At 45.4% G+C, this 21,838-nt stretch carries 18 protein-coding genes and 2 pseudogenes; 12 read left to right on the top strand and 8 right to left on the bottom strand.

All coding sequences use genetic code 11. From position 1 onward, the window contains the following. The first annotated feature begins 123 nt into the window (after positions 1-123). The 4 genes and pseudogenes from ACIFO6_RS02320 to ACIFO6_RS02335 all read left to right on the top strand — a co-directional run bounded on the left by ACIFO6_RS02320 (position 124) and on the right by ACIFO6_RS02335 (position 5,868). The gene (locus ACIFO6_RS02320; protein WP_430037677.1) at positions 124-1,002 is read left to right on the top strand and encodes a M15 family metallopeptidase; all 879 of its coding nucleotides are present in this window, start codon (positions 124-126) and stop codon (positions 1,000-1,002) included. Between the two features lie 279 nt (positions 1,003-1,281). Then, positions 1,282-4,356, top strand: a complete 3,075-nt coding sequence (locus ACIFO6_RS02325) for an ATP-binding protein (RefSeq protein WP_430037680.1) — start codon at positions 1,282-1,284, stop codon at positions 4,354-4,356. Between the two features lie 145 nt (positions 4,357-4,501). Continuing rightward, a pseudogene (locus tag ACIFO6_RS02330) lies at positions 4,502-4,591 on the top strand (DUF350 domain-containing protein); the annotation flags it as partial. A 200-nt stretch (positions 4,592-4,791) separates the two neighbouring features. Then, the gene (locus ACIFO6_RS02335) at positions 4,792-5,868 is read left to right on the top strand and encodes a Gfo/Idh/MocA family protein (protein WP_430037683.1); all 1,077 of its coding nucleotides are present in this window, start codon (positions 4,792-4,794) and stop codon (positions 5,866-5,868) included. 90 nt (positions 5,869-5,958) lie between these two features. On the opposite strand, the gene ACIFO6_RS02340 is transcribed toward ACIFO6_RS02335, so the two are convergent. Together ACIFO6_RS02340 and ACIFO6_RS02345 are read right to left on the bottom strand one after the other, a co-directional pair. After that, positions 5,959-6,459 carry an NAD(+) diphosphatase gene (locus ACIFO6_RS02340; protein WP_430037686.1) on the bottom strand — a complete coding sequence of 167 codons (501 nt, stop codon included), beginning with the start codon at positions 6,457-6,459 and terminating at the stop codon, positions 5,959-5,961. A gap of 139 nt (positions 6,460-6,598) precedes the next feature. Beyond that, a pseudogene (locus tag ACIFO6_RS02345) lies at positions 6,599-7,814 on the bottom strand (MFS transporter). Positions 7,815-7,978: 164 nt separating this feature from the next. On the opposite strand from ACIFO6_RS02345, the gene ACIFO6_RS02350 reads away from it, so the two are divergent. Together ACIFO6_RS02350 and ACIFO6_RS02355 are read left to right on the top strand one after the other, a co-directional pair. Further along, a complete protein-coding gene (locus tag ACIFO6_RS02350; RefSeq protein ID WP_430037689.1) occupies positions 7,979-8,401 on the top strand; it encodes a MarR family winged helix-turn-helix transcriptional regulator in 423 nt (140 codons plus the stop codon). A 176-nt stretch (positions 8,402-8,577) separates the two neighbouring features. After that, positions 8,578-9,729, top strand: a complete 1,152-nt coding sequence (locus ACIFO6_RS02355) for a glycosyltransferase family 2 protein (protein WP_430037692.1) — start codon at positions 8,578-8,580, stop codon at positions 9,727-9,729. A gap of 204 nt (positions 9,730-9,933) precedes the next feature. Here ACIFO6_RS02355 and ACIFO6_RS02360 read toward each other — a convergent pair whose 3' ends face one another. Both ACIFO6_RS02360 and ACIFO6_RS02365 read right to left on the bottom strand, forming a co-directional pair. After that, entirely contained in the window at positions 9,934-10,362 is a 429-nt protein-coding gene (locus tag ACIFO6_RS02360) for a DUF3995 domain-containing protein (protein WP_430037695.1), read from the bottom strand. 12 nt (positions 10,363-10,374) lie between these two features. Then, the gene (locus ACIFO6_RS02365) at positions 10,375-10,929 is read right to left on the bottom strand and encodes a TetR/AcrR family transcriptional regulator (RefSeq protein WP_430037698.1); all 555 of its coding nucleotides are present in this window, start codon (positions 10,927-10,929) and stop codon (positions 10,375-10,377) included. A 519-nt stretch (positions 10,930-11,448) separates the two neighbouring features. Between ACIFO6_RS02365 and thrS the strand changes: the two genes are divergently transcribed. Continuing rightward, positions 11,449-13,362 (top strand): threonine--tRNA ligase, encoded by a 1,914-nt coding sequence (gene thrS / locus ACIFO6_RS02370; protein WP_430037701.1) that lies wholly within the window; start codon positions 11,449-11,451, stop codon positions 13,360-13,362. Positions 13,363-13,563: 201 nt separating this feature from the next. On the opposite strand, the gene ACIFO6_RS02375 is transcribed toward thrS, so the two are convergent. Continuing rightward, positions 13,564-14,367 (bottom strand): GTP pyrophosphokinase, encoded by an 804-nt coding sequence (locus tag ACIFO6_RS02375; RefSeq protein ID WP_430037704.1) that lies wholly within the window; start codon positions 14,365-14,367, stop codon positions 13,564-13,566. Between the two features lie 266 nt (positions 14,368-14,633). Here ACIFO6_RS02375 and ACIFO6_RS02380 point away from each other — a divergent pair, with 266 nt between their 5' ends. The 3 genes from ACIFO6_RS02380 to ACIFO6_RS02390 are packed head-to-tail and all read left to right on the top strand — an operon-like array spanning position 14,634 to position 16,766. Next, positions 14,634-15,095, top strand: coding sequence for an S-ribosylhomocysteine lyase (locus ACIFO6_RS02380; RefSeq protein WP_430037707.1), 462 nt, complete (start codon positions 14,634-14,636; stop codon positions 15,093-15,095). Positions 15,096-15,100: 5 nt separating this feature from the next. Further along, the gene (locus tag ACIFO6_RS02385; RefSeq protein WP_430037710.1) at positions 15,101-15,871 is read left to right on the top strand and encodes an SDR family NAD(P)-dependent oxidoreductase; all 771 of its coding nucleotides are present in this window, start codon (positions 15,101-15,103) and stop codon (positions 15,869-15,871) included. A 22-nt stretch (positions 15,872-15,893) separates the two neighbouring features. Continuing rightward, a complete protein-coding gene (locus tag ACIFO6_RS02390) occupies positions 15,894-16,766 on the top strand; it encodes a MetQ/NlpA family ABC transporter substrate-binding protein (RefSeq protein ID WP_430037713.1) in 873 nt (290 codons plus the stop codon). A gap of 558 nt (positions 16,767-17,324) precedes the next feature. On the opposite strand, the gene ACIFO6_RS02395 is transcribed toward ACIFO6_RS02390, so the two are convergent. Beyond that, positions 17,325-18,281 (bottom strand): hypothetical protein, encoded by a 957-nt coding sequence (locus tag ACIFO6_RS02395; protein ID WP_430037716.1) that lies wholly within the window; start codon positions 18,279-18,281, stop codon positions 17,325-17,327. 90 nt (positions 18,282-18,371) lie between these two features. On the opposite strand from ACIFO6_RS02395, the gene ACIFO6_RS02400 reads away from it, so the two are divergent. Together ACIFO6_RS02400 and ACIFO6_RS02405 are read left to right on the top strand one after the other, a co-directional pair. Then, positions 18,372-18,668, top strand: coding sequence for a hypothetical protein (locus ACIFO6_RS02400; protein WP_430037719.1), 297 nt, complete (start codon positions 18,372-18,374; stop codon positions 18,666-18,668). A gap of 196 nt (positions 18,669-18,864) precedes the next feature. Further along, a protein-coding gene (locus ACIFO6_RS02405; RefSeq protein WP_430037730.1) for an IS1182 family transposase occupies positions 18,865-20,177 on the top strand; the annotation gives its coding sequence in 2 pieces (ribosomal slippage) (positions 18,865-19,387 and positions 19,387-20,177; 1,314 coding nt in all). Between the two features lie 139 nt (positions 20,178-20,316). Here ACIFO6_RS02405 and ACIFO6_RS02410 read toward each other — a convergent pair. Together ACIFO6_RS02410 and ACIFO6_RS02415 are read right to left on the bottom strand one after the other, a co-directional pair. Then, entirely contained in the window at positions 20,317-20,823 is a 507-nt protein-coding gene (locus ACIFO6_RS02410) for a hypothetical protein (protein ID WP_430037721.1), read from the bottom strand. A 201-nt stretch (positions 20,824-21,024) separates the two neighbouring features. Continuing rightward, a complete protein-coding gene (locus tag ACIFO6_RS02415) occupies positions 21,025-21,699 on the bottom strand; it encodes a hypothetical protein (protein WP_430037724.1) in 675 nt (224 codons plus the stop codon). Positions 21,700-21,838: the final 139 nt, after the last annotated feature.

A 21,838-nucleotide genomic window follows, 5' to 3' on the forward strand; every position in this document is an offset into this window, starting at 1 on the left:
GGCCTATTCAGCTTCATTGAACTGGATAACGGCTTCGAAGAGTGTCGAAAGTTCAGTTACAATAGGGGAACGTAAAACCATAGCAAGCCATGCATCAAATGTAATATTGGAGGAGATACCCGCATGAAACAACATATACAACAGAAACGGACCCCTCAGCGCTGGAGCAAAGCGCTTATCCCGGGACTGATCCTGCCGGGGCTGCTGTTGGCAGCGTGCCAGCAGGGAGGTTCGGGTGGACAGGAAAGCGAGCCGCCGAAATCATCCCCGACGACACAGGAGAGCGTCCAGCCTGCCACCCAGTCGAATGCGGGCAATCATAGCACTGAAACTGGACAGGCAGATCCCGTGATGGCGCTACGAAGCGAGAGTGCGCTGCAAGCCACGGTGAAGGAAGATGGGGAGACTGCCATTGTCACCAATGCTACAGCTGATACTGTCGTGGTGAACAAAAATCGCAGCTTGCCTGTTGGCTATGCCCCGGACGATCTGGTGGAGCCAAAGGTACCTTTTTCCTTCGAAGGTCCGCATGAGAAGAGACATATGCGCAAGGAAGCGGCAGAGGCGCTGGAGAGGTTGTTCGACGGTGCGAAGAAGGACGGCATGGAGCTGCGTGCTGTATCGGGGTACCGTTCCTATAAGCGTCAGGTTTCCATTTTTAACAATAATGTGAAGACAAAGGGGCAGGAATACGCCTCTAAAGTCAGTGCTGTACCGGGTACAAGCGAGCACCAGACAGGATTGGCGATGGATGTGTCCAGTCCAAGCGTAGGCAATGTGCTGGAACAATCCTTCGGAGCTTCCAAGGAAGGCGAGTGGCTGGAGAAGCATGGGCCGGAATACGGATTTATTATTCGTTATATGAAGGACAAGGAAGATGTGACTGGCTATGTATACGAGCCTTGGCATATTCGTTATGTGGGAACTGACATCGCGGAGGACTTATCCAAGCAGGGAATGACGCTGGAGGAATATTTTGACGAGAAGAATATCAAGCTGTAGTAGCCGAGAACAAAGCCGTAATCCTGGGGATTGCGGCAGCAGCGACTATTCCTATGGCGGCTCGCGTAGTGGAGCTCATTCCGGGGGCTAGGATGAATAGGGGGACCTTTGTCGTTACCTGCTCTCTTTAGCAGCCAAGCAAGAGAATGGCTAAATCCTATGCTATAATGTAAATAATTAACAATAAAGAGCGGTCAAAAGAGGTTTTATTCATTTATGACAAAATTGATGAACTTCATACAGGCAAAGCATATAACACTTTTTAAATATATAACCATCATGCTGTTTATTTTTGCTGCATTAGTCAGCATGAGATGGGCGTGGTCTGTCGTTTTTCCCGTATCCGACCACCAGCCCCGTGCTGTTGGCGGCGTGCTTGACCTGCGCGGTATTGATCTGGAAAATTCCCCTGTGCTCTATTTGAATGGAGAATGGCAGTTTTATCCTGGAAATTTTGTTACGGGAGACGAGTTTCTGGAGACGGAACCCGAAGCAAGCCATGTTACCGTACCAGGTGACTGGGGGAGCGCGCTTCAGCAGCATTCAAACAACTCGTACGGGTATGGAACGTATCGTCTTCGCATTTTGATTGATTCGCTTCAGACTCCTGTTTCATTCTGGTTTAAAAATATTGAGGCGGCATCGGAAATTGAAATTAATGGAAAAAATTTTGCCACTATGGGCAAGCTAGCCGACGCTGCAAATGAATATACACCCAAAAGCATCTCTTTTACCTCTACTTATGACACAGAAGGAGTGACCGAGATTGAACTGGTCATTCGTGCGGCAAATTTCGATAACCCCTATAAGGGCGGCATTGTAACTCCGATTCGCTTTGGCACTGCGGCCACTATTGATTTTGTACGCTGGTACTCGATTGGATTTCAGCTGTTCATTTTTCTTATTCTGCTGCTTCATTGCCTGTATGCTTGCATTCTCTATCTATTCAGCTCAAGAGAGAGGACCTTGTTGATCGCAGCGCTGTTAACGATATCCGTTGGCATTACGATTCTAGTAAGTCAAGATAATATACTCTTGTTATGGCTGCCGATTAACTATACATGGGCAATCAAAATTAGACTGATCTCTCTGCTGTGGCAAAATGTGTTTCTGCTTCTGCTATTCAAAAGCTTCAACGCGGCCCCGCTGCGAGAAAAGTGGTTCCAAACCTACATTGCAGCGAATGTTGCTCTTACTGGCATTTTCCTGGTCTCACCAGCCAATATTGCTTATACAATTGTCCATTTCAATGTATTTCATACGATTAATTTCATATCATTCGTCTGGTTTATATACATAGTAGGAACGATGATTTTGCAAAAAAATAAAGATAATGACGTCATTTTCTTGCTGTTCTCCGCAGCAAACATCTTATCCAACTTACTGTGGAGTATTGCTGAGAGCGCGAGAGATGTTACGACCGTCTACTATCCCATCGACATTATTTTTGCTATTACTGGCTTTTCTGCCTATTGGTTTAAAAAGTATTTTCGAAATTCGATAGAAAACATGGAATTGAACAAGCAGCTACAAAAAGCGGATAAAATTAAGGACCAGTTTTTGGCTAATACGTCCCATGAACTCCGCACGCCGCTGCACGGTATTATGAACATCGCTTATAACGTTGTCACCAAAGAGAAGACCAGGCTTGCGAAAAGCAGCCTTGAGGATATGCAGCTGCTCATTACGATCAGCAGACGGATGTCACAGCTGCTTGGCGATCTTCTCGATGTCGTTCGGCTTCAGGAACAGCGCATTGTTTTGCAGCGGGAGCCCCTCAGCATTCAGTCCATCGCTCCTGGCGTTGTCGCAATGCTGCAATTTATGAAGGAAAGCAAGCCAATCGAACTGCATATGGAGATACCGGAATCGCTGCCTTTGGTATTGGTGGATGAGAAAAGGCTCGTTCAAATTTTGTATAACCTGCTGCATAATGCGCTTAAATATACCGAGGAGGGAAGCATCTCCGTCTCAGCCGAAATTCGGGACAGGCAGGCTGTTATTCATATTGCCGATACGGGGCCCGGCATGGATGAGGCGACCCTGTCGCGTATTTTTCTCCCTTATGAGCAAGGCTCTGATGGAATAAGCGGTGAGCAGGGCATCGGACTGGGCTTAAGCATTTGCAAGCAGCTTGTCGAGCTGCATAATGGCGACTTGACGGTTCGCTCCAAATTGGGAAAGGGCTCCGTTTTCAGCTTTAATCTGCCTTTAGCAGACGCAGCAGATTTTGAACCCAATCAGGTCCCTATTGCTCAGGATCAAACGAAGGGAATAATAGATGAGGTGCCTGCCGGCTTTCTTTTTCCGCAATCCATTGGGGAAATGGAAGCTGCCGCCGCACTGCCGCCGCTGTTAAAGGAGGAAAAAGCCTATATAATTGCCGTTGATGATAATCCGGTCAATCTAAATGTTCTTGTCAGTATCCTTTCAACGGAGCCTTATAACATTACTACCGCTCGTTCCGGACAGGAGGCGATAGAATTGCTGGGGACCAGGCAGTGGGATCTGATCATAGCCGATGTTATGATGCCGCAAATGTCCGGCTATGAATTAACACAGAAGGTTAGAGAGCAGTTTTCCATGTCAGAGCTTCCTGTGCTGCTCCTTACCGCACGCAGCCAGCAAGCGGACATTTACACCGGATTTTCAGCAGGGGCAAGCGACTATGTGACGAAGCCCGTAGACGCTTTGGAGTTAAAATATCGGATCAGGGCATTGATAGCCCTAAAGCAATCCATTAAAGAGCGTCTACGTATGGAGGCTGCCTATTTGCAAGCGCAAATCCAGCCCCACTTCCTATTCAACACCCTTAATTCGTTAATGGTGTTAAGCGATATCGATACGGAAAGCATGCGCAAGCTGGGTGAGGCCTTCTCGTCCTTTTTACGAATTAGCTTTGATTATCTCAATACGGGGGAGTTAGTAGAGCTGGCCCATGAACTCGCGCTCGTTGAAGCCTATCTATACATCGAAAAAACGCGGTTCGGGGATCGGCTGTCGATTACATGGGAGGTGGAGGCGGGCATGCGGCTGCTGCTTCCTCCGCTCTCAATTCAGCCGCTGGTCGAAAACGCCGTCAAACACGGTCTTCTCAGCCGAAACGCAGGCGGTACGATTCAGCTGTCCATTACTCGCCGGGAGGGCTTCACCCTTATTGAAGTTAAAGATAACGGCAAGGGAATGGAGCAGGAACAGGTCAATCAATTGCAAAATGCGGCTCAGAGTGAAAAAGCAGGCATTGGCATCCCTAATACGAATCGGCGATTGCAGCAGCTGTACGGTCAAGGCTTGTCGATCGTGAGCCGTGTTAATGAAGGAACAACCGTGTCGTTTGTTATTCCAGATAGATAGTAACAAGGCTCACGTCCTGGACAGGGATGATACCATGACGTGAGCCTAAATTCTAATTCGAATCCTGATCAAATATATTATTTATTTCCATATTAATCGTAGGATATTTTATGTTCAGCTTGCTGATACGTTATAACGATAATAAGAAATTGCCGACGGCAATGTGGCTCTGGCGCAACTGCTGCGCTCGATCATCGTCGGGGTGTCTTTTGTGGTAGGCACATTTTTGATGTAGCTCTGTAATGAGGATTGGTATAGAGAAGGTGTGAAAGGATCTGCGAAACCGGACATCGGAATTGCTGGTCCTTTTTTTAATTTATGGACCACTATCGTTTCTGTGGGGACTATTCTGCAAAGCTACGGGTGATACTGCATAGCAAAAAGGAATTTGATGCAGGCATTAAGCCAAATTGAAGAGAAGGGAATTCTGATCACATGAGTACCTCCATCTCCCCAACCAAACCCATTCGTATGGGTGTCATCGGCCTGGGCCTTATCGCTGAATATCACATTAGATCCCTGCAAACCATCTCAGGGGTTTCTATTGTGGCCATTAGTGATGTGAACCCCAATCGCCTTCAACTGCTGGGTAAGCAATTGCAACTTTCTGCTTCCAAGCAATATCCCCATTATGAAGCCTTAATCCGTGACCCGGAGGTGGATGCGATTCTGTCGCTGACACCCAACGATGTGCATTTTGACATCATTCGTATTGCACTGGAAGAACACAAAGCTGTACTGGCGGAAAAACCGTTGACACTCACGTGGGAGGAAGCGCATCAGTTGAAAAAGCTGTATACGGCGAGCCCGGTGCCTTTTCTGGTTCATTATAAGCATCGTTACGGCGCTGCTTTCCAATATGCCAAGCAATTGCTGGATGAACACAAGCTGGGCAACATCTATAACATTCAATTTCGATATCTGATGGATGCATTCTCACCATATCGTCAACATCCGTATACATGGCGCCATAATTTAGCGAAGGCAGGCTCCGGGGTCGTGGGCGATACAGCCTCGCATATTATTGACCTGGCCCGTTTTCTGGTGGGTGAATTTAAAAGCGTCGCGGCGCTGCTACATACGATTACACCCGAGCGGACTGATCCGATCACAGGTCTGCCTGTAAAAGTAGATGTGGAAGACTTCGCTGCTTTCCATGGAATCATAGGGGATAATACCGTCGGCACGTTCATCACCCACAAAAATGCCATTGGCAAACGCCACGAAATCGAAGTTGATATCTATGGCGAGCTCGGTGCGCTGCACGCCAGTCTCAACAACCGGGAAAATGTTCGCATTGTGCTGCGAGATTCGGAGCATCCGAATGCCGAATACGAGAATTGGGCTGTCCCTGCTATCTATGATCATACGGCCTATGGAGACTTCGTGAAGCTGGCAAGGGGAGAGTCCGTGGATCGTGCCCCATTGTTCGAGGACGGGTACAAAAACCAATGGGTCCTCGAACAAATACTGCAATCCTGGAAAGAGAACGGATGTTTAGTGGAAGTGTAGGGGCAAGCATACCAAACTGTGGCCCATAAGATGGATTCCTGAAAAGAGTAACCCTCTTGCGGATCACAGTTCCGCTTGGTTTGAATCACTTCAAATGAATCCAGCTTCGATCTGTTGAATAATGGTCAGCAAGAAGGATTCAGCCAAGCTGTTTTTCAAAACAGCCTGTTTGGCTTCCTCCAGCGTAAACCAACGTGCTTGATCCACCTCTGCGCTGAGAACATCCAGCTTGTCATCGTTCACAATGGATACAAAATTCAGCATCAGTGTATGGGTTCGGTCAAAATACTCGCTGCGCATATATTTATACTCATCCACTTGCAATCCCACTTCTTCCATAACCTCGCGCACCAATGTCTGCTCGGCGGATTCGCCCTTGTTCACATAACCAGCCAGCAAAATAAAATCCTTGATATTGTACTGCTGTATGAGCAACACTTTATCTCTTTGCCGATTGATTACAGCGGTGCTAATTGCAGTGCTGAATATCGGGAACCGAAAGACCTGGCATGTATTGCAATAGGGAATAGGGCCTTCGCCTTCACACTCCTTCACCATTAGTTTTGTTCCACATTCATAGCAATACTTCATCTAAGCGCCACCTTATATCTCATTTTTAAATTGTAAATGTTGCTTGTTATTCCATGTTCGTACTTCGTACGGAATACTCATCATCTTAATTCCACAATAACTATTTTGTCTATGCGCGTTTTCGTTCCTCTCGACTCCTTTATTGCTTTTCCTCCTGTACCTTTGCCCGTCTGGACCCGATCAGCCGCCAGCCTGTCAGCAGTGCCGCCACCAGACAAATGGACGCGGAAGTCATAAAGACCACATGCATTCCTGCCAGAAAAATTTCCGGGTGACCCGGAACCAACCCGGTGACTCGATAACCAGCCTCTTTGCTCATGATATAAAACAGGATCGACGTGGCCAAGGTAATCCCCACCACCATGCCGACGTTGCGGACTAGTGAATTGACACTCCCGGCTGAGCCGAGCTGCGTGCGGGGCACCTTGGACATGATTAGCGAATTGTTCGGCGATTGGAATAAACCACTGCCGATACCCAGCATAGCGATCCAAAGACCCACAAACGGAACGGGACTGCCTGCATGGAGACGAGCCAAGCCAATCTGGGCGACTACCATGACTACCAGTCCGGCAAAGGTGAGCAGCTCAGACCCTATTTTATCTGAAAGCGCACCGCTGAGAGGGGCAACGATAATCATGGAGATGGGAAACAGCATCAGCAGGAACCCTGCATAAAAAGGCGACAGGTTCAGCATATTCTGCGCATAGAAAGGCGAAATAATATTAAAGCAGAAGTTAGCGGTGAATACGAGAAAAGCGCACAGAATACTGAGCGAGAACAACGGCCACCAGACCAATCGGTACATTGACCCAGAAAATATATGGCCAGCCTAGCGAAGAGACGATAATACCACCCAAGCTGGGTCCCGCGATACTGCCGAGGGAAACGAAGGTTCCGATTAGGCCGAGTGCCTTGCCTCGTTCGGTGGAAGGAAAGATATCCGTGACGATTCCCTGGCTGTTGGCCATGGTCATGGATGCTCCGAGCGCCTGAATGATTCGGGAGATCAGCAGCATGGGCAGCGAATGGCTGAGACCGCACAGCAGTGAGCCAAGGATGAACACGATTGTGCCGATCTTGAATATTTTAATTTTGCCGACCATATCTCCAAGCTTGCCAAAAAATAAAATGGCTGCACATATAGCCATCAAATAGGCTGTTGTGACCCATTCAATCTGTGCTACGGGTAAATTCAGCGTGCGGGACAACACGGGTAGAGCAATATTGACGATGCTTCCATCCAGCGTGGACATAAACGTAAACAGATTCAATACAATCAAAATCATCCAACGTTTCTTCTGGATTTCGCTATTTTCCTGATACGTTGCGGCAGCTGTAGCGGTTGAACTCATGATTAGCACCTCTTCATCGTTGAACATTACCATTTAGTTGCACGCGCAACTAAATGACGGTTTTAGTGTACAGCAATTTAGTTGCGTATGCAACAATATTGTTGTAAAATGTGCCTTGGTCCTACCTGAAGATTTGTCATTTTTAAGCCACTGAGGTGTATTTAATGAGAAAAAAACCGATTGGAAAGCTGATTTCCCACCTGTACCGGCGAAATCAAAAAATACTGTCCCAAAAACTGGCTCCTTATGGGATCGGCAGCGGGGGCCAACACAGCTTTTTAAAGCTTATTTTGCAGCATCCGGGCATTACACAGGAACAGTTGACGAATGAACTCAAATTTGACAAAGCAACCACTGCGCGTTCTGTGAAACAATTGGAGAAATCAGGTTACATTGAGCGAGAAACGGACCCGAATGATCGACGCTCCCATCTTTTGTTCCCAACGACCAAGGCATTAGAAGTTTATCCTGTCCTGCAAGGAATCTTGGATGAGTTCAATGCTGATCTTGTCCATAATTTATCTGATGAGGAAGAAGACCTGCTTATCGCCCTGCTGCAAAAGATTAGTATAGACCCTGGTGAATAAAGGTATACAGCGGAGTCATTGGCCGCTCCCCCATCGGCTCCAAAATACATCTCCAATAAAATCAAGCCCGTTTCAATCTTTAGAGGGTGTTTGACTATACCAGGCTAAAGTCATTGAATATATTGTTATCATTCATCTTATTTAAAGGTTTTCTAAAAAATGGGGAGGAGATCACATTGGCTTTCCGCTACAGCATCGTCATTCCAACCTATAATCGAGCCCAGCAGCTGTTGCTCACGCTCGCTTCATTTGAAACACAAACCTATTCGAAGCATCTATTCGAAGTGATTGTAGCTGATGACGGTTCTACAGATGGAACGAAAGAAATGGTCGAAGGCTTCAAAGCATCCTATCCTCTTATCTATGTGTCCCATCCAGAACAACGCGGTCGATCTGCCGTTCGAAATTTGGGACTGCGCCGTGCCAAAGGGCTATACATCATCTTCTGCGATGCTGACTTTTTGGTGTTACCTGAATTCATTAGAATTGTGAGCCGTTATCACCGCAAATACCCCAAAGCCGTGCTTTCAGGCTTCCCTCACTCGTGGGATGATGCTTATACCCATTATTACCCTGACTTTTCCCCTGCGGAAAAAGAACATTTTCGTAATACACTTACACAATCCAACCTATGGAGTGCGGACTTTGAAGTAGCGAATGAAATTATTCCGATCATAACGCCAGACGATATCCTTCATCAAACGGATGCATTGTCCAAGGTTATGATCCCTTCCAGAGTTCCCCCAAATATTAAAAAGCAATTTGCCAAAACGGATGTAGCTCCTTGGACGTTATTAGTTACACGTTGTGTATCCATCAGACGCAGCCATTTGGCTCGTATTGGAGGTTTCAATGAACGGTTTGTACTCTATGGACTCGAAGACTGGGACCTTGGCTACAGGCTGCATCGATTGAAAATCCCTTTTTATTGCATCAAAGAGGTAGTCGGATATCACCAGGAGCATCCAACCCACCTCAGAGGAAACGTTTTAAATATGGAAAATCTAAGAATTATGTTTGAAACCTACGGATTCAATGACTCCTCGTTAAATTTATTCGCCCTTGTACATCCATCCCTGGATTTAGAGACTTACAAAAATACGTTGCGGGTACTGCGCAGGGGAAGCCGATCCAAGCAAACACGTTCGTCAGCGCTGCTGTTGAGGAGAACACTGCGAATGGCAGCCAGGCAGTTCGTTCAACCAAACCATACTCATGCATACAAAAAATCATTACGATGGATAAAAAAGAAAGCAAAGAGTGGGAAAAGTCGAGTCGCTCACGTGTTACGAGACATGGTGCTGAAGTCTGAAAAGCTGGTAGAGTAGTGTTGCTCGTTTTCAACGTGCAGCTCATACCCATCACATCTTCCCTATTGAGTGCAGGTAATTCAGGAAATGAAAAATCCACAATCTCACTCGATTGTGGATTTAGCAAAATGGAGGCGAGCGGAGTCGAACCCCTGTCCGAAGATAACGACATATAAGCTTCTGCGAGTGTAGAGACAGATTCAATATGACTACAGATCGTGTTTACTCCGTACGCAAGAACATAATCATTAAAATGGCTGTTCCCAAAAGGAAACAAAGGGGGGAATAGAGCACACGGTCCCATGTTGCAAAAACGGTTCCTTTCTCTCTCTTGAAGAACCCTACCCATTTGAAATCACCTATAGAACGTAAAATAAATAAACACGACAACAAGCCTGCTCCGTAGGAATAGAAGGACTTAAAAAGCAGGAAGGGTGTAACTCCCCCTAGTTCCAAGACGAACCCGGCTGCTAAAGCTAACAAAATGGCTACAATCGTCGTACCTGTTTTAGAAGGCTCAAAGAGTAAGGCCGTTCCTGTGCTCGGGATCGCCGCTTTAGATCCTCTTTTCCCGCCAAATGCCCAATATACATGCATTCCACTCAATATAAAAAGAATTCCGCCAACCGCCCATGTGAGAAGCTCCAACATATGACATCCTCCTTAAATTGAAATCCACTCCGTCCAAATCATGTGAACATGCTGCTGAATGGCTTCATCACTTAACGTCTCTTGTTTGTGCCGCTCATACCACCCTAAGTAATAATGGTACAACATCCATGATCTCTGGAAGGCTTTCTCTGGCTGCATACCCTTTTGGATAAATAACTGCTGCATAAACTCCGTTCTCATCTGTTCCACTTCATCCAGAATGGAGTGATACGTATCATCCTTCAATGACAGCTTCCGTAGATAAAACAGGAAGTCTCCCCGTTTCGTCGTCCCAAACATTCGGGTCAGCACGTCTCTGATTCGTTCGTCTGCGGTAGCATGGACAATGGACGATGCAATAACCTGTTGTGTTGTCTGTTCCTTCCACGTCTCAACAATCTGTCTAATATAGCTGCTCCGATTGTCAAAATACCAATAAAAACTGCTCTTGCTGCATCCTAAAGAAACAGCCATTTTTTCGATAACGAGCTGCTCGATTCCACCCTGTTCAAACCGTCCAATTCCTTCCTGAATCCATTGCTCTTCTGTGACAATGATTTTGGGCATCTTTTCTTCCCCCTCTCTTTTTTTTCTGTACGATATCGTCTAGATAGGTTTATATTACAGAGCTTTTGGAATGATGTAAATAGATGTACATAAACGCCCACTTGAAATAGCTGCGGATTTGATCTATAATGCTGTAGCATATAGTGATATTCAAGGCATTGACCAAAGACAGGATTTCCTTGAAGGGCCGTTCAGAGAGAAAAGACTTGGCTGAGAGCTTTTCCGGCAACCGCAAGTGAAGTTACCCCTTTGTAGCCGTGACGTTGAACCTGTAGCTGTGCAATGTGACAGTGACATCAGTAAGCGCCTACCGATTTATCCCCGTTAACGGATACCAATGGAGGGTCACGCATGTCGTGCATGAACATGTTTAATGAACATGAATGTACGTGCAGGAGCGGACCGAACTAGGGTGGAACCACGAGCTGAACGCACTCGTCCCTTGAGGGAGAGAGGCGTTTTTTTGCGTTCAATTTTGATATATAGCATGTACCTACAATTTGAATGGAGGCTTTAATCGTGAGTATTCAAGTGAAATTGCCAGATGGAGCGGTACGGGAGTACGAGCAGGGTGTAACCATTGCCGACGTGGCGGGTTCGATCAGCTCCGGTCTGAAAAAGAATGCAGTAGCAGGTAAAGTGAATGGGAAGGCTGTGGATCTGAATACTGTTTTGGAGCAGGACAGCGACCTGGAAATTATTACGCTGGATAGCGGGGACGGTCTGGAAATTTATCGTCACAGCACAGCGCATTTGCTGGCACAAGCCCTCAAACGCATTTACGGTGAGAAAAACGTAAAGCTGGGTATTGGTCCAGTCATTGACAGTGGCTTCTACTATGACATTGATATCGGAAACCCGTTGTCCGTTGACGATCTGGCGAAGATCGAGAAGGAAATGACGAAGATCGCTCAGGAGAATCTGCCGATTACACGTCGTGTCGTTAGCCGTGAGGAAGCAACTCGTATTTTCGGAGAGCTGGAAGATCCGTTGAAGCTGGAACTGATTCGCGATTTGCCAGAGGATGCGGAAATCACGATCTACGATCAGGGCGAATTTTTTGACCTGTGTCGTGGCCCGCATTTGCCATCTACAGGCCGCATTAAAGCTTTTAAACTGCTGAGTGTAGCAGGTGCATACTGGAGAGGCGATTCCAACAACAAGATGCTGCAACGTATCTACGGAACTGCATTCCCGAAAAAAGCACAGCTGGATGAGCACTTGCACCTGCTGGAGGAAGCGAAAAAACGTGACCACCGCAAGCTGGGTAAAGAGCTGGAGCTGTTCATGTTCTCCGAGGAAGCACCGGGTATGCCGTTCTACCTGCCTAAAGGTATGGTTGTCCGTACTGCGCTGGAGGATTACTCCCGCGAAATTCAACGCCTGCATGGCTATGAGGAAGTACGCACACCGCTGATGATGAACAATCGTCTGTGGGAGCAATCGGGACACTATGAGCATTACAAGGAAAATATGTACTTCTCCGAAGTAGATGAAACTACATTTGCTCTGAAACCGATGAACTGCCCAGGGCATATGCTTGTGTTTAAAAATGAGCTTCATTCTTACCGCGATCTGCCGATTCGTATCTCCGAATTTGGACAAGTGCATCGCCATGAGCTGTCCGGTGCGTTGAACGGTATGATGCGTGTTCGTACATTCTGTCAGGATGATGCGCATATTTTTGTTACTCCGGGTCAGATTGAGCAAGAGATTACGGACGTAATCAAGCTGATTAACGAAATGTATAGTGTGTTTGGCTTTGACTTCACAGTGGAGTTGTCCACGCGTCCGGATGACTTTATGGGCGAGCCAGCGCTGTGGGATCAAGCGGAACAAGCTCTGCAAAACGTGCTGGATCACCTAGGCATCAACTACCGTATTAATGCGGGAGATGGAGCATTTTACGGTCCGAAAATTGACTTCCACATTCTCGATGCGCTCAAACGCAGCTGGCAGTGCGGAACGATCCAATTGGACTTCCAAATGCCTGAGAAGTTCGACCTCACTTATGTGGGCGAGGATAACCAGAAGCACCGTCCAGTCGTTATTCACCGTGCCATCTACGGTTCTATTGACCGCTTCATGGGCATCCTGACTGAGCATTTTACAGGTGCATTCCCATTGTGGCTGACTCCTGTTCATGCGAAGCTGCTGCCAGTATCCGAGAACTATATTGAGACTGCCAATGAGATACAGGATGCATTGCTGAAAGCAGGTCTGCGTGTCGAAGTAGATACTCGCAATGAGAAGCTTGGTTATAAAATCCGCGAGGCACAATTGGAGAAGGTTCCATATATGTTCGTCATCGGGGAAAATGAAAAAACATCCGGTACTGTAGCGGTTCGCAAACGGGGCGAAGGCGATCTGGGATCGCTCAGCATTGCGGATATCGTTGAGAAAATCAGCACAGAAATCCGTGAGAAGCAATAAGCTCTGGATAAAAGAAATAGAGCAAGACGAAAAAATATAGAGCAAAAGAGCGCTCAAGCCACGATAAAAGTGGTTTTGAGCGCTCTTTATTTAATAATCAGGATTTTGCAAAATCCTCATAACGCAAAATTTGCAATGCTGAAGCTGAATCGAGGCTGTTGATGCCTCAGCCCAATGTTCAAGGATCATATACACCCATGCCTAGCAGGTCTGCGGCCGGGATTCGATGTGATCCGTGGCGTGGGAGAGTGTCTTCGAAGAGGATTCCGCAGCAGTTGGCTGCTCCGAGGATTCTGCTTGATCTTGCTCCTCACTGAGCGACAAGATTTCGCCGCGCAGTTTTAGCATTTTCTGATCCAGCTCATAGGTTGCACGCGCAGCCTCGGATAATCCGTTAACGACATGCTCAGGCACTTTCTTATCGAACTTATAGTACAAAATATGCTCCATGCTGGCCCAGAAATCCATAGCCAGTGTGCGGAGCTGAATTTCAACCTTGATCCAGCGCGTACCTTCAAACAGAATTAGCGGAACTTCTACAATCACATGAAGGCTCTGATAGCCGTTGGGCTTGGGTTGGGCGATATAGTCCTTGATCTCCAGAATGCGGATGTCTTCCCGTGTGCGCAGGTGATCCATCAGGCGGTAAATATCTTTGACAAAAGCACACACAACTCGCATACCCGCGATGTCATGAATTTCACGCAGTATATTGTCCAGGGTGACCTCATAGCCTTTGCGTCGAACCTTTTCCACAATGCTGTGAGGCTCTTTGATTCGGGTCTTGATATGCTCAATTGGGCTAAAGCCGTCCATCAGCTTCCATTCGGTCTGAATCAGCTTGATTTTGTTCTTTAATTCCTCCAGAGCCAACTGATAAAGGACGGGGATCTTTCTCCATTCCTCCAGTTGCTTGGCGTTAACTCCGTTCTGCTCCAGCTGTAGCTGAAATTCCTGTAAGGGCAAAGGGACAGCATTCAAGTGCTTCCAATCCGGTTCATTCACAGGCCATTCTCCTAAGTGAGGCTTACGATGTCCTCGATCTATTTCGTAAATATGCACTACCGTATATATTGTACACTATGTCAAAACCTACAGGCAAAGGAGAAGAGGCGGTGGGAAGAAAAAAAGGATAACAATTTATATTGTAAAACCGAGTAAACCGATGTATAATTGCTGAAATGTTGCTTTGAAGCATTTTTTTAAAAATTACATGAAGCTCTGTTAATTCATCTATTCAATATAAATTACAGAAAAAGAGGTCGAGACAAATGGCAAAAGTAGAAAGCTTTCAATTAGATCACACGATTGTAAAAGCCCCTTATGTAAGAGCAGCCGGAGTAGAGCATGACGAAAAAGGAAGTACAGTCCAAAAGTATGACTTGAGATTTTTACAGCCGAATGAAGATGCAATTCCAACAGCCGCTGTACATACGCTGGAACACTTGTTGGCGACGTATTTGAGAGATGAAATTAAAGGGATTATTGATATTTCTCCGATGGGATGCAGAACCGGGTTCTATTTGATTCTTTGGAATGAACATGAGCCCGAGGAAATTGCAGTCGCTTTGGAAAAAACCATGAAAAGAATTCTGGAAACGACGGAGGTTCCGGCTGTCACGCCTTTAGAATGCGGGAACTACAAGGACCACTCCCTTTTCTCGGCACAGGAATATGTGAAAATTGTATTGGAAGCTGGAATTAGCCGAGATCCTTTCGAAAGAGTATTTTAAAATCTATGATTTCGATCGACTTATCTCATCAGACAGCGGTAGTGACAGGCGGCAAGTCAGGTATAGGCAAGGGAATTGTGGCGCTGTTCATTCAAAGCGGGGCCAAAGTGATTTCTGCTGATATTTCCTATGAAGAGCCGTATCGAGTGGTCCATCCGCAGTTGGTTGAAACTCATTTGGACATTTCCAGGCCGGACGATATTGAGAGATGGTGCAATGTTCTGTTCAGTGAAACGGGAGTCCCTGACATATTGGTAAACTGTGCGGGCACTTCCACAATGGACTATGTCATTGATAGTGAGTTAGCAGACTGGGAGAAGGTATTTTCTATAAATTCAACTGGATTGTATGTAGCGTCCAAACGTTTTGCCAAAGAAATGGTGAACGCTCATAAGCCGGGACGAATTATTCAAATCGCTTCGCAGGCTGGAAAAAATGGATATCGGGCGATGGGGGGCTATTGCGCCTCCAAACATGCGGTTCTCGGATTAACCAAGGTTATGGCGATTGAGCTTGCGCCGCAAAATATTTTGGTTAATGCGGTCTGTCCCGGCATTGTAGAAACGCCGATGAAGCATCGGGAACGGATTGAGGGGGGCGTCATTCGTGGAATGACCGCTCAAGAAATATACGAGGAAGATTGTTCTCAGGTACCTCTGGGAAGAACGGCTGAGGTGGAGGATGTCGCTAATGTGGTACTGTTTTTGGCAAGTCCGCTCTCCGCATATATGACAGGACAAGCGATTAATGTTACAGGCGGAATGACGATGCACTAGCAAGATCTGGGGGGAAGTAGAGATGAGGAAATCATTCGTTTTACTATTAGGAATCAGTTTATTATTAGTAGCTGCAGGATGTGGCAATAAAAACTCTGACAGTAGTGGTGCCAGCTCCACTTCCGGTTCGGAAACACAGAAAATAGTCATCGGCTCCATGGGATCGGACGCACAGATCTGGAAGCATATTGCCCAATCTCAAGCAGCCAAGGATGCCAAGCTGGACATTCAAGTGAAGGAAATTAACGGCGGGATCGAAACGAACAATGCCACCAAAGAAGGCGAAGTGGACGTGAATGCATTCCAGTCGTGGGCTTATCTCGTTACCTACAATAAGGAAAGTAAGGCGGATTTGAAGGCTATTGCTACAACCTATCTGGAGCCGATGGGCATCTACTCACAAAAATTCAAAAGCATTGATGAAGTGACGGACGGGGCTTTGGTGGCTTTGGCAGATAATCCGGCCAATACGGCAAGAGGCTTGAAGCTGTTGGAGGCGTCTGGCCTAATTAAGCTGAAAGCAGATTTTGATGACGCTTTAGGCACGGTCAAAGATATCACCAGCAATCCTAAAAACCTGAAATTTGAGCTGATCGACGATAAAACGGGTCCTCGTGTGATTCAGGATGTAGGCTTGGTGTTGATCGGGAACACGATTGCTCTAGAGGGTGGACTGAATGTGCTGAAGGATTCCTTGTTCCACGAAGAGATCAGTCAGGCGACCAAAAATAATATCAATGTCCTGGTCACTTCATCGGATAAGGCGAATGACAAAGGACTTCAAAAGTTAGCAGATCTGTATCATAACGAGGATACCCAAAAATACATTAAAGATGAATTTGGCGGCACCAAAGTAGAGGTTAAAGAGCCTGTTTCTTATTTGGAAGGAAAGTAAGACTGGGAAGTAGTAGTCGTTAAAATCATAGTTGAGCGATAGAGGAATGACAGGGCGTCTAACGGAATTGCGTGCTTGGAGTCAAAATTTCAAGACTCATTACGTTGCTTCGTTTTTTAAATGCTCCGATTTCCTCTATTTTCCAATTTATTGATTATAAACCCAAAAACCCAATGTACCCAATATGCATACCAGTGACAAAGGATAGAGCAGCCACTTGCTAACCCTATCTTTAGAAATGATTACCAAACAAACGGTGCACATCCACGCGATTATTAATTGCCAGAAACCCAATGAAACAACGCCTCCCCATAACAGCATCCTTCTACAAAGTGAAATTTATATCCTTCTACTTTTTTTTCATATGGAGCAAGAACTGCAAGAGTTCCAAAGATTCTGCAAGGATTATATAAAAAAGGTCGGCACATTGGCCGACCTGATTCACCGAGGCTCGAAAGCAGCGACGTGTTCCTTATTCGATTTTCCATGATACAAATTTACCACAGCAAAAGTCCAGTGGCGGGCCATAAAGCGGTCATTTTCCAGTCAAAAATATTACTAGTCCCATTGACCAATTGTGAAATTGCTTCTCCAACTCCAAAAATCGCCTAATCCAGTCCCAGTAATACTCACTGAACCTAAAGATATAGCGAATGGTACTTCACTATATGCATGAGCATAACTATTGGCAAAGCTACCTGTACTACCATCATGCGCTACTGGTATTCTTACTTCAGTATATAAAGTTCCGTATTGCTCTTTGATGGGTATTAAGCGGACTGACCCAATAGTTCCCAAAGTTTGTGACTGGTCAATATTACTAAATTCACCATCATGCCAGTTTCCATTTGCTGTACGATTAAAGAATTCGGCTTTTGACCCAATGGCAGTAGTATGGGATTGGAAAGCATGCGCAACCTTATCTGTTAAGGTAAACCAAGGGATGTTGCTCCAGCTAAAATGTGTTCCGTATGAATACTTGAACTCTCTACCATTTGCTGTTTTCCCCATATAATGAATTGAAGAAGTGCCTGAAAAAGTACCGTCGTTAACAGATCCCATCGCAGATGTGCTGAACTTATCACCTTTTATTTTTTTCAAATCAGCTTCTCTGATTTTGTTGATTTCAGCTTCATTTTCTGGTGTAATTATATGTTCCTTACCACTAAGATCAAAATATTTGTGAACCATTTCACTTTGGGTTACTTTAACTTTCACTCCACCCTCAGTAATGAGATAAACTTTCTCTGCCTCAGAGAGTTCTTCACTTTCTTTTTCGGTATAACCCATTTCGCTTAAGACCTCGTCTTGTTGTTTCTCCGTCAAAGATTTTGCATTCTCAATCGGCTCAATACGGCCATCAGAAAATTTTTTAACCGTTAGATTGTTGTCAATTTTCAGTGGAGTATAGTCCATTACCTCCATTTCTGCCGCACTAGCCACGCTAACTGAGCCTTGAGAAAATGCAAGGAGTCCAACTACCACAAGCGAGAGTAATCCTGTCTTCTTTTTCATCTTTTACCTCCAAAATGGAATAATATTGTAATTCTACTCCCAATAATATCATAGATATAGTATAATGATCAATTAATGGAGGTGATTGATGTGTTGATTACAAAAAACAAAACTGCTGCCTTTATTTTAAGAATTATATTTTTTTCACTACTTATTGGTGTGATTTATTTTAATTACAAATCTCCAGTTCATGAAGTCGCTAAATTAGTAGAGAAAAATAAAGATTACCTGGTCATACAGAGTAATCCTGCTAACGGTGGTGAATATAAGAAATTGTATATCTCATCAAAATCCGTTATTCCTCATCTAGTCGTAGGGGAAGAATATTTTTTCAAGTCTGAAAAGAGGTATTTTGAGCCTCGATACATCAGTTCTGTTGAAGACTAACAGCAGCAAAGGGCCGAAGGAACTACCTTCGGCCCTCAGGCTGTCGAGAAAGTCTCGACAGCTTTCTTTATGCCTAAAAGATTTAAGACGACACCGCGTTAATGTTATATAATATAGGTAACTATTTTTAGAACGGATGGTGTTGTGTATGTTACGTTCCAACCGATAAAAACAACAAGCGTACGAGTTTGTTTCCATCGAAGAGTTGGTCCCTCAAGATCATTTGCTGCGCAAAGTAGATAAATTTATCGACTTCTCCTTTATCAATGAAAAAGTTCGGCCGCTTTACTGTACAGATAACGGGCGTCCTGCTGTTGATCCCGTTATCTTATTTAAAATGATTTTTCTCGGGTATTTTTATGGCATCCGATCCGAACGTCAACTGGAGCGGGAGATCCAAACGAATTTGGCCTACCGCTGGTTTTTAGGACTGGGTTTAACGGACAAGGTTCCAGATCACACGACCATTAGCTGGAACCGTCGAACCCGATTTAAAGATACGAGCATCTTTCAAGATATTTTCGATGAGATCGTCCTTCAGGCCATTTCACACCGGATGGTCGGTGGACGTGTTCTTGTGACTGACTCCACTCATGTGAAAGCAAATGCGAATAAACACCAGTACACGAAACAACAAGTGCTGCAAAATACTAAAGATTACGTAGACGAACTCAACGCCGCTGTGGCTGAAGACCGGAAAGAGCACGGAAAAAAGCCCTGAAACCCAGAGAGGAAGTGAATGAGGAGAAAGAAATAAAAGTGAGCAAAACCGATCCAGACAGTGGTTATATGATCCGTGATGGTAAACCAGAAGGCTTCTTTTATCTGGATCACCGTACGGTTGATACGAAATACAATCTGATTACCGATGTACATGTGACACCCGGAAATGTTCATGACTCCGTGCCGTATTTGTCGCGTTTAGACCGCCAGCAAGAGCGCTTTGGATTGAAGGTCGAAGCCGTGGCGCTTGATTCAGGTTATTTAACCACGCCCATTTGTCGAGGACTACAAAGACGAGGGATTTTTGCTGTCATTGCACACCGAAGATTTCATCCTAAGCAAGGATTGTTTCCAAAGTGGAAGTTTACCTTTGATGCTGAACGAAATCTCTATGTTTGTCCGGCGAGTCACGAATTGAATTACCGAACCACAGACCGCAAGGGTTACCGGCAGTATGCTTCCGATCCAAACCATTGTAAAGGTTGTCCGTTGCTAAGCCAGTGTACACAATCCCGAAACCACCGAAAGGTGGTGACCCGGCACGTCTGGGAAGACAGCAAGGAATGGGTGCGGAACAACCGACTTAGTCAGTCTGGCAAGAAGTTGTACCGCAAACGAAAAGAGGCGATAGAGCGAAGCTTCGCGGACGCTAAAGAGCTCCATGGGTTTCGCTATTGCCGTTTGCGCGGACTTCCGAACGTCAGGGAACAGGCTCTGATGACGGCAGCTGTGCAGAACATGAAGAAGATGGCGATCCACCTGGATCGCCTAGAAAAGCGGGGGTAACCTCCTCGTTTTCCCGATCTTGCATCTGCCTGAACATAAAAAGAAACCCAAGGCCGTAAAATGACCTGGGTTTCTCGACAATCTGAGACGTTCTGATCAAATCAGAACGTCTTTTTGCTTGGCATGGAATGAGAATTAATTAGTCAATTGAAACAATTTTCCATATTCCATCTTTATCTTTTTCAAAATAGAAGGTATACCGTATATCAGGTGAGTATCCTTCTTCTTTATTAAGCCGTTCGCCTATAACAGGTACCAATATCCGATCATTTTCTTTTACAGCTTCGGCAATACCAGTAAACTTCACCGGATGATCGAAGAGATAATCGTGAGCTGTTCCAACGTTTGGAGCGAGCGCAGCATGGAATTGATCCAAATCTTTTGACACAAAGGCGGCTATTGCCGATTTGAGTTTTGTTATCATGGCATCCTCAATCAGAGGGTCTTTAACTTCATTCCATTTGATTTCGTCCAAGTTTTGCAGGGCAACTGATTGATCTGGTCCTTCTTTTACGACCGATTCTGAGGCTGGTGGTACTGTTTCATTAGTGGATGTACCTGTTGTTTCCTGCTTTCCACAACCAGCAAATACACTTACACTTGCAGAAAGTATAAGAATAGAAATAATTTGAGCAGGTTTGTTCATATTTAGATTAACACATCCTTTCTCTTTCTATAACGAATCCTATGTTAAAGAAAGTTGCAATGCCTTTATAATAATTTACTCTATTTTTTAAATTATGTAAAAAAGAAGACATCAATCGAATGATGCCTTCGTTCTATTGTATGTCCCAGGCATCTTTAGGGTGAAGAGGGGCTGGCGAGCACCCTCTACTTGATTTTGAGATTATCGTAAGGCAACCATGGAGAAAACTTTACGTCCATCGCCGCTTGCCTTAACGGTTCCTGCTCTCATTTGTGCAGAACCAGAACCATCTAGGAAGATACCGTTCACCAGCGTACCGGAACCAACTTTTTCTTTAATTGCAGTACGGAACTGTGCAGCCGTGCATTTTGTGTTGGTAACAACGAGCCAGACATTCTTTGCGTTATTATATACCAAACCTGCACGCTCTGTAGAACCTGTGCGGTTTGGCATATTTTCTTTATCCGCTTGAGCGGCCCATCCGGATTCGTTATTCAATCCCATACTGATTCCACCTTGCGCCCAATACTGATTGCGACTTACTACAGCAAGACTTGCTGCCGAGCTCACCACCTGAACAGAGAACTCGCCTTCACGAGAATCCCATACCAGCGTACCCCGAGCGTATTTTGCGTTCTCATAACCTGAGCCGTATGCCCCTTTGCTACCACCGACTGGAACGTCATTGTTTACGGCAATCGTCAGCAATGCACCAGTAGAGAAATCGAAGAAACTACCGTTGATACCATCTGTATTCTGATTTGCAATCGAGGACCCACCGGGAAGAGCCTTCATGTAGACGCTGTTTGGGGATGTTTTGATTGAATGCAGAACGACTCCGTTAGATGCTGCAATTTGTGAATATGTGTATGCCATAATACTCACCACTCCTATAAATTATATTTTTAATTTAGTGGAAGAACAATGAGGGGGAATTCATCTCCAGTGCACCATTCCCTAGCCCTTGCTGTGATGCCGTATTGCCTTCTCATATATAAAGGAGCCATTCCTGTAA

The sequence above is a fragment of the Paenibacillus sp. NRS-1781 genome, assembly GCF_050467745.1.
GTDB lineage: Bacteria > Bacillota > Bacilli > Paenibacillales > Paenibacillaceae > Paenibacillus > Paenibacillus terrae_A.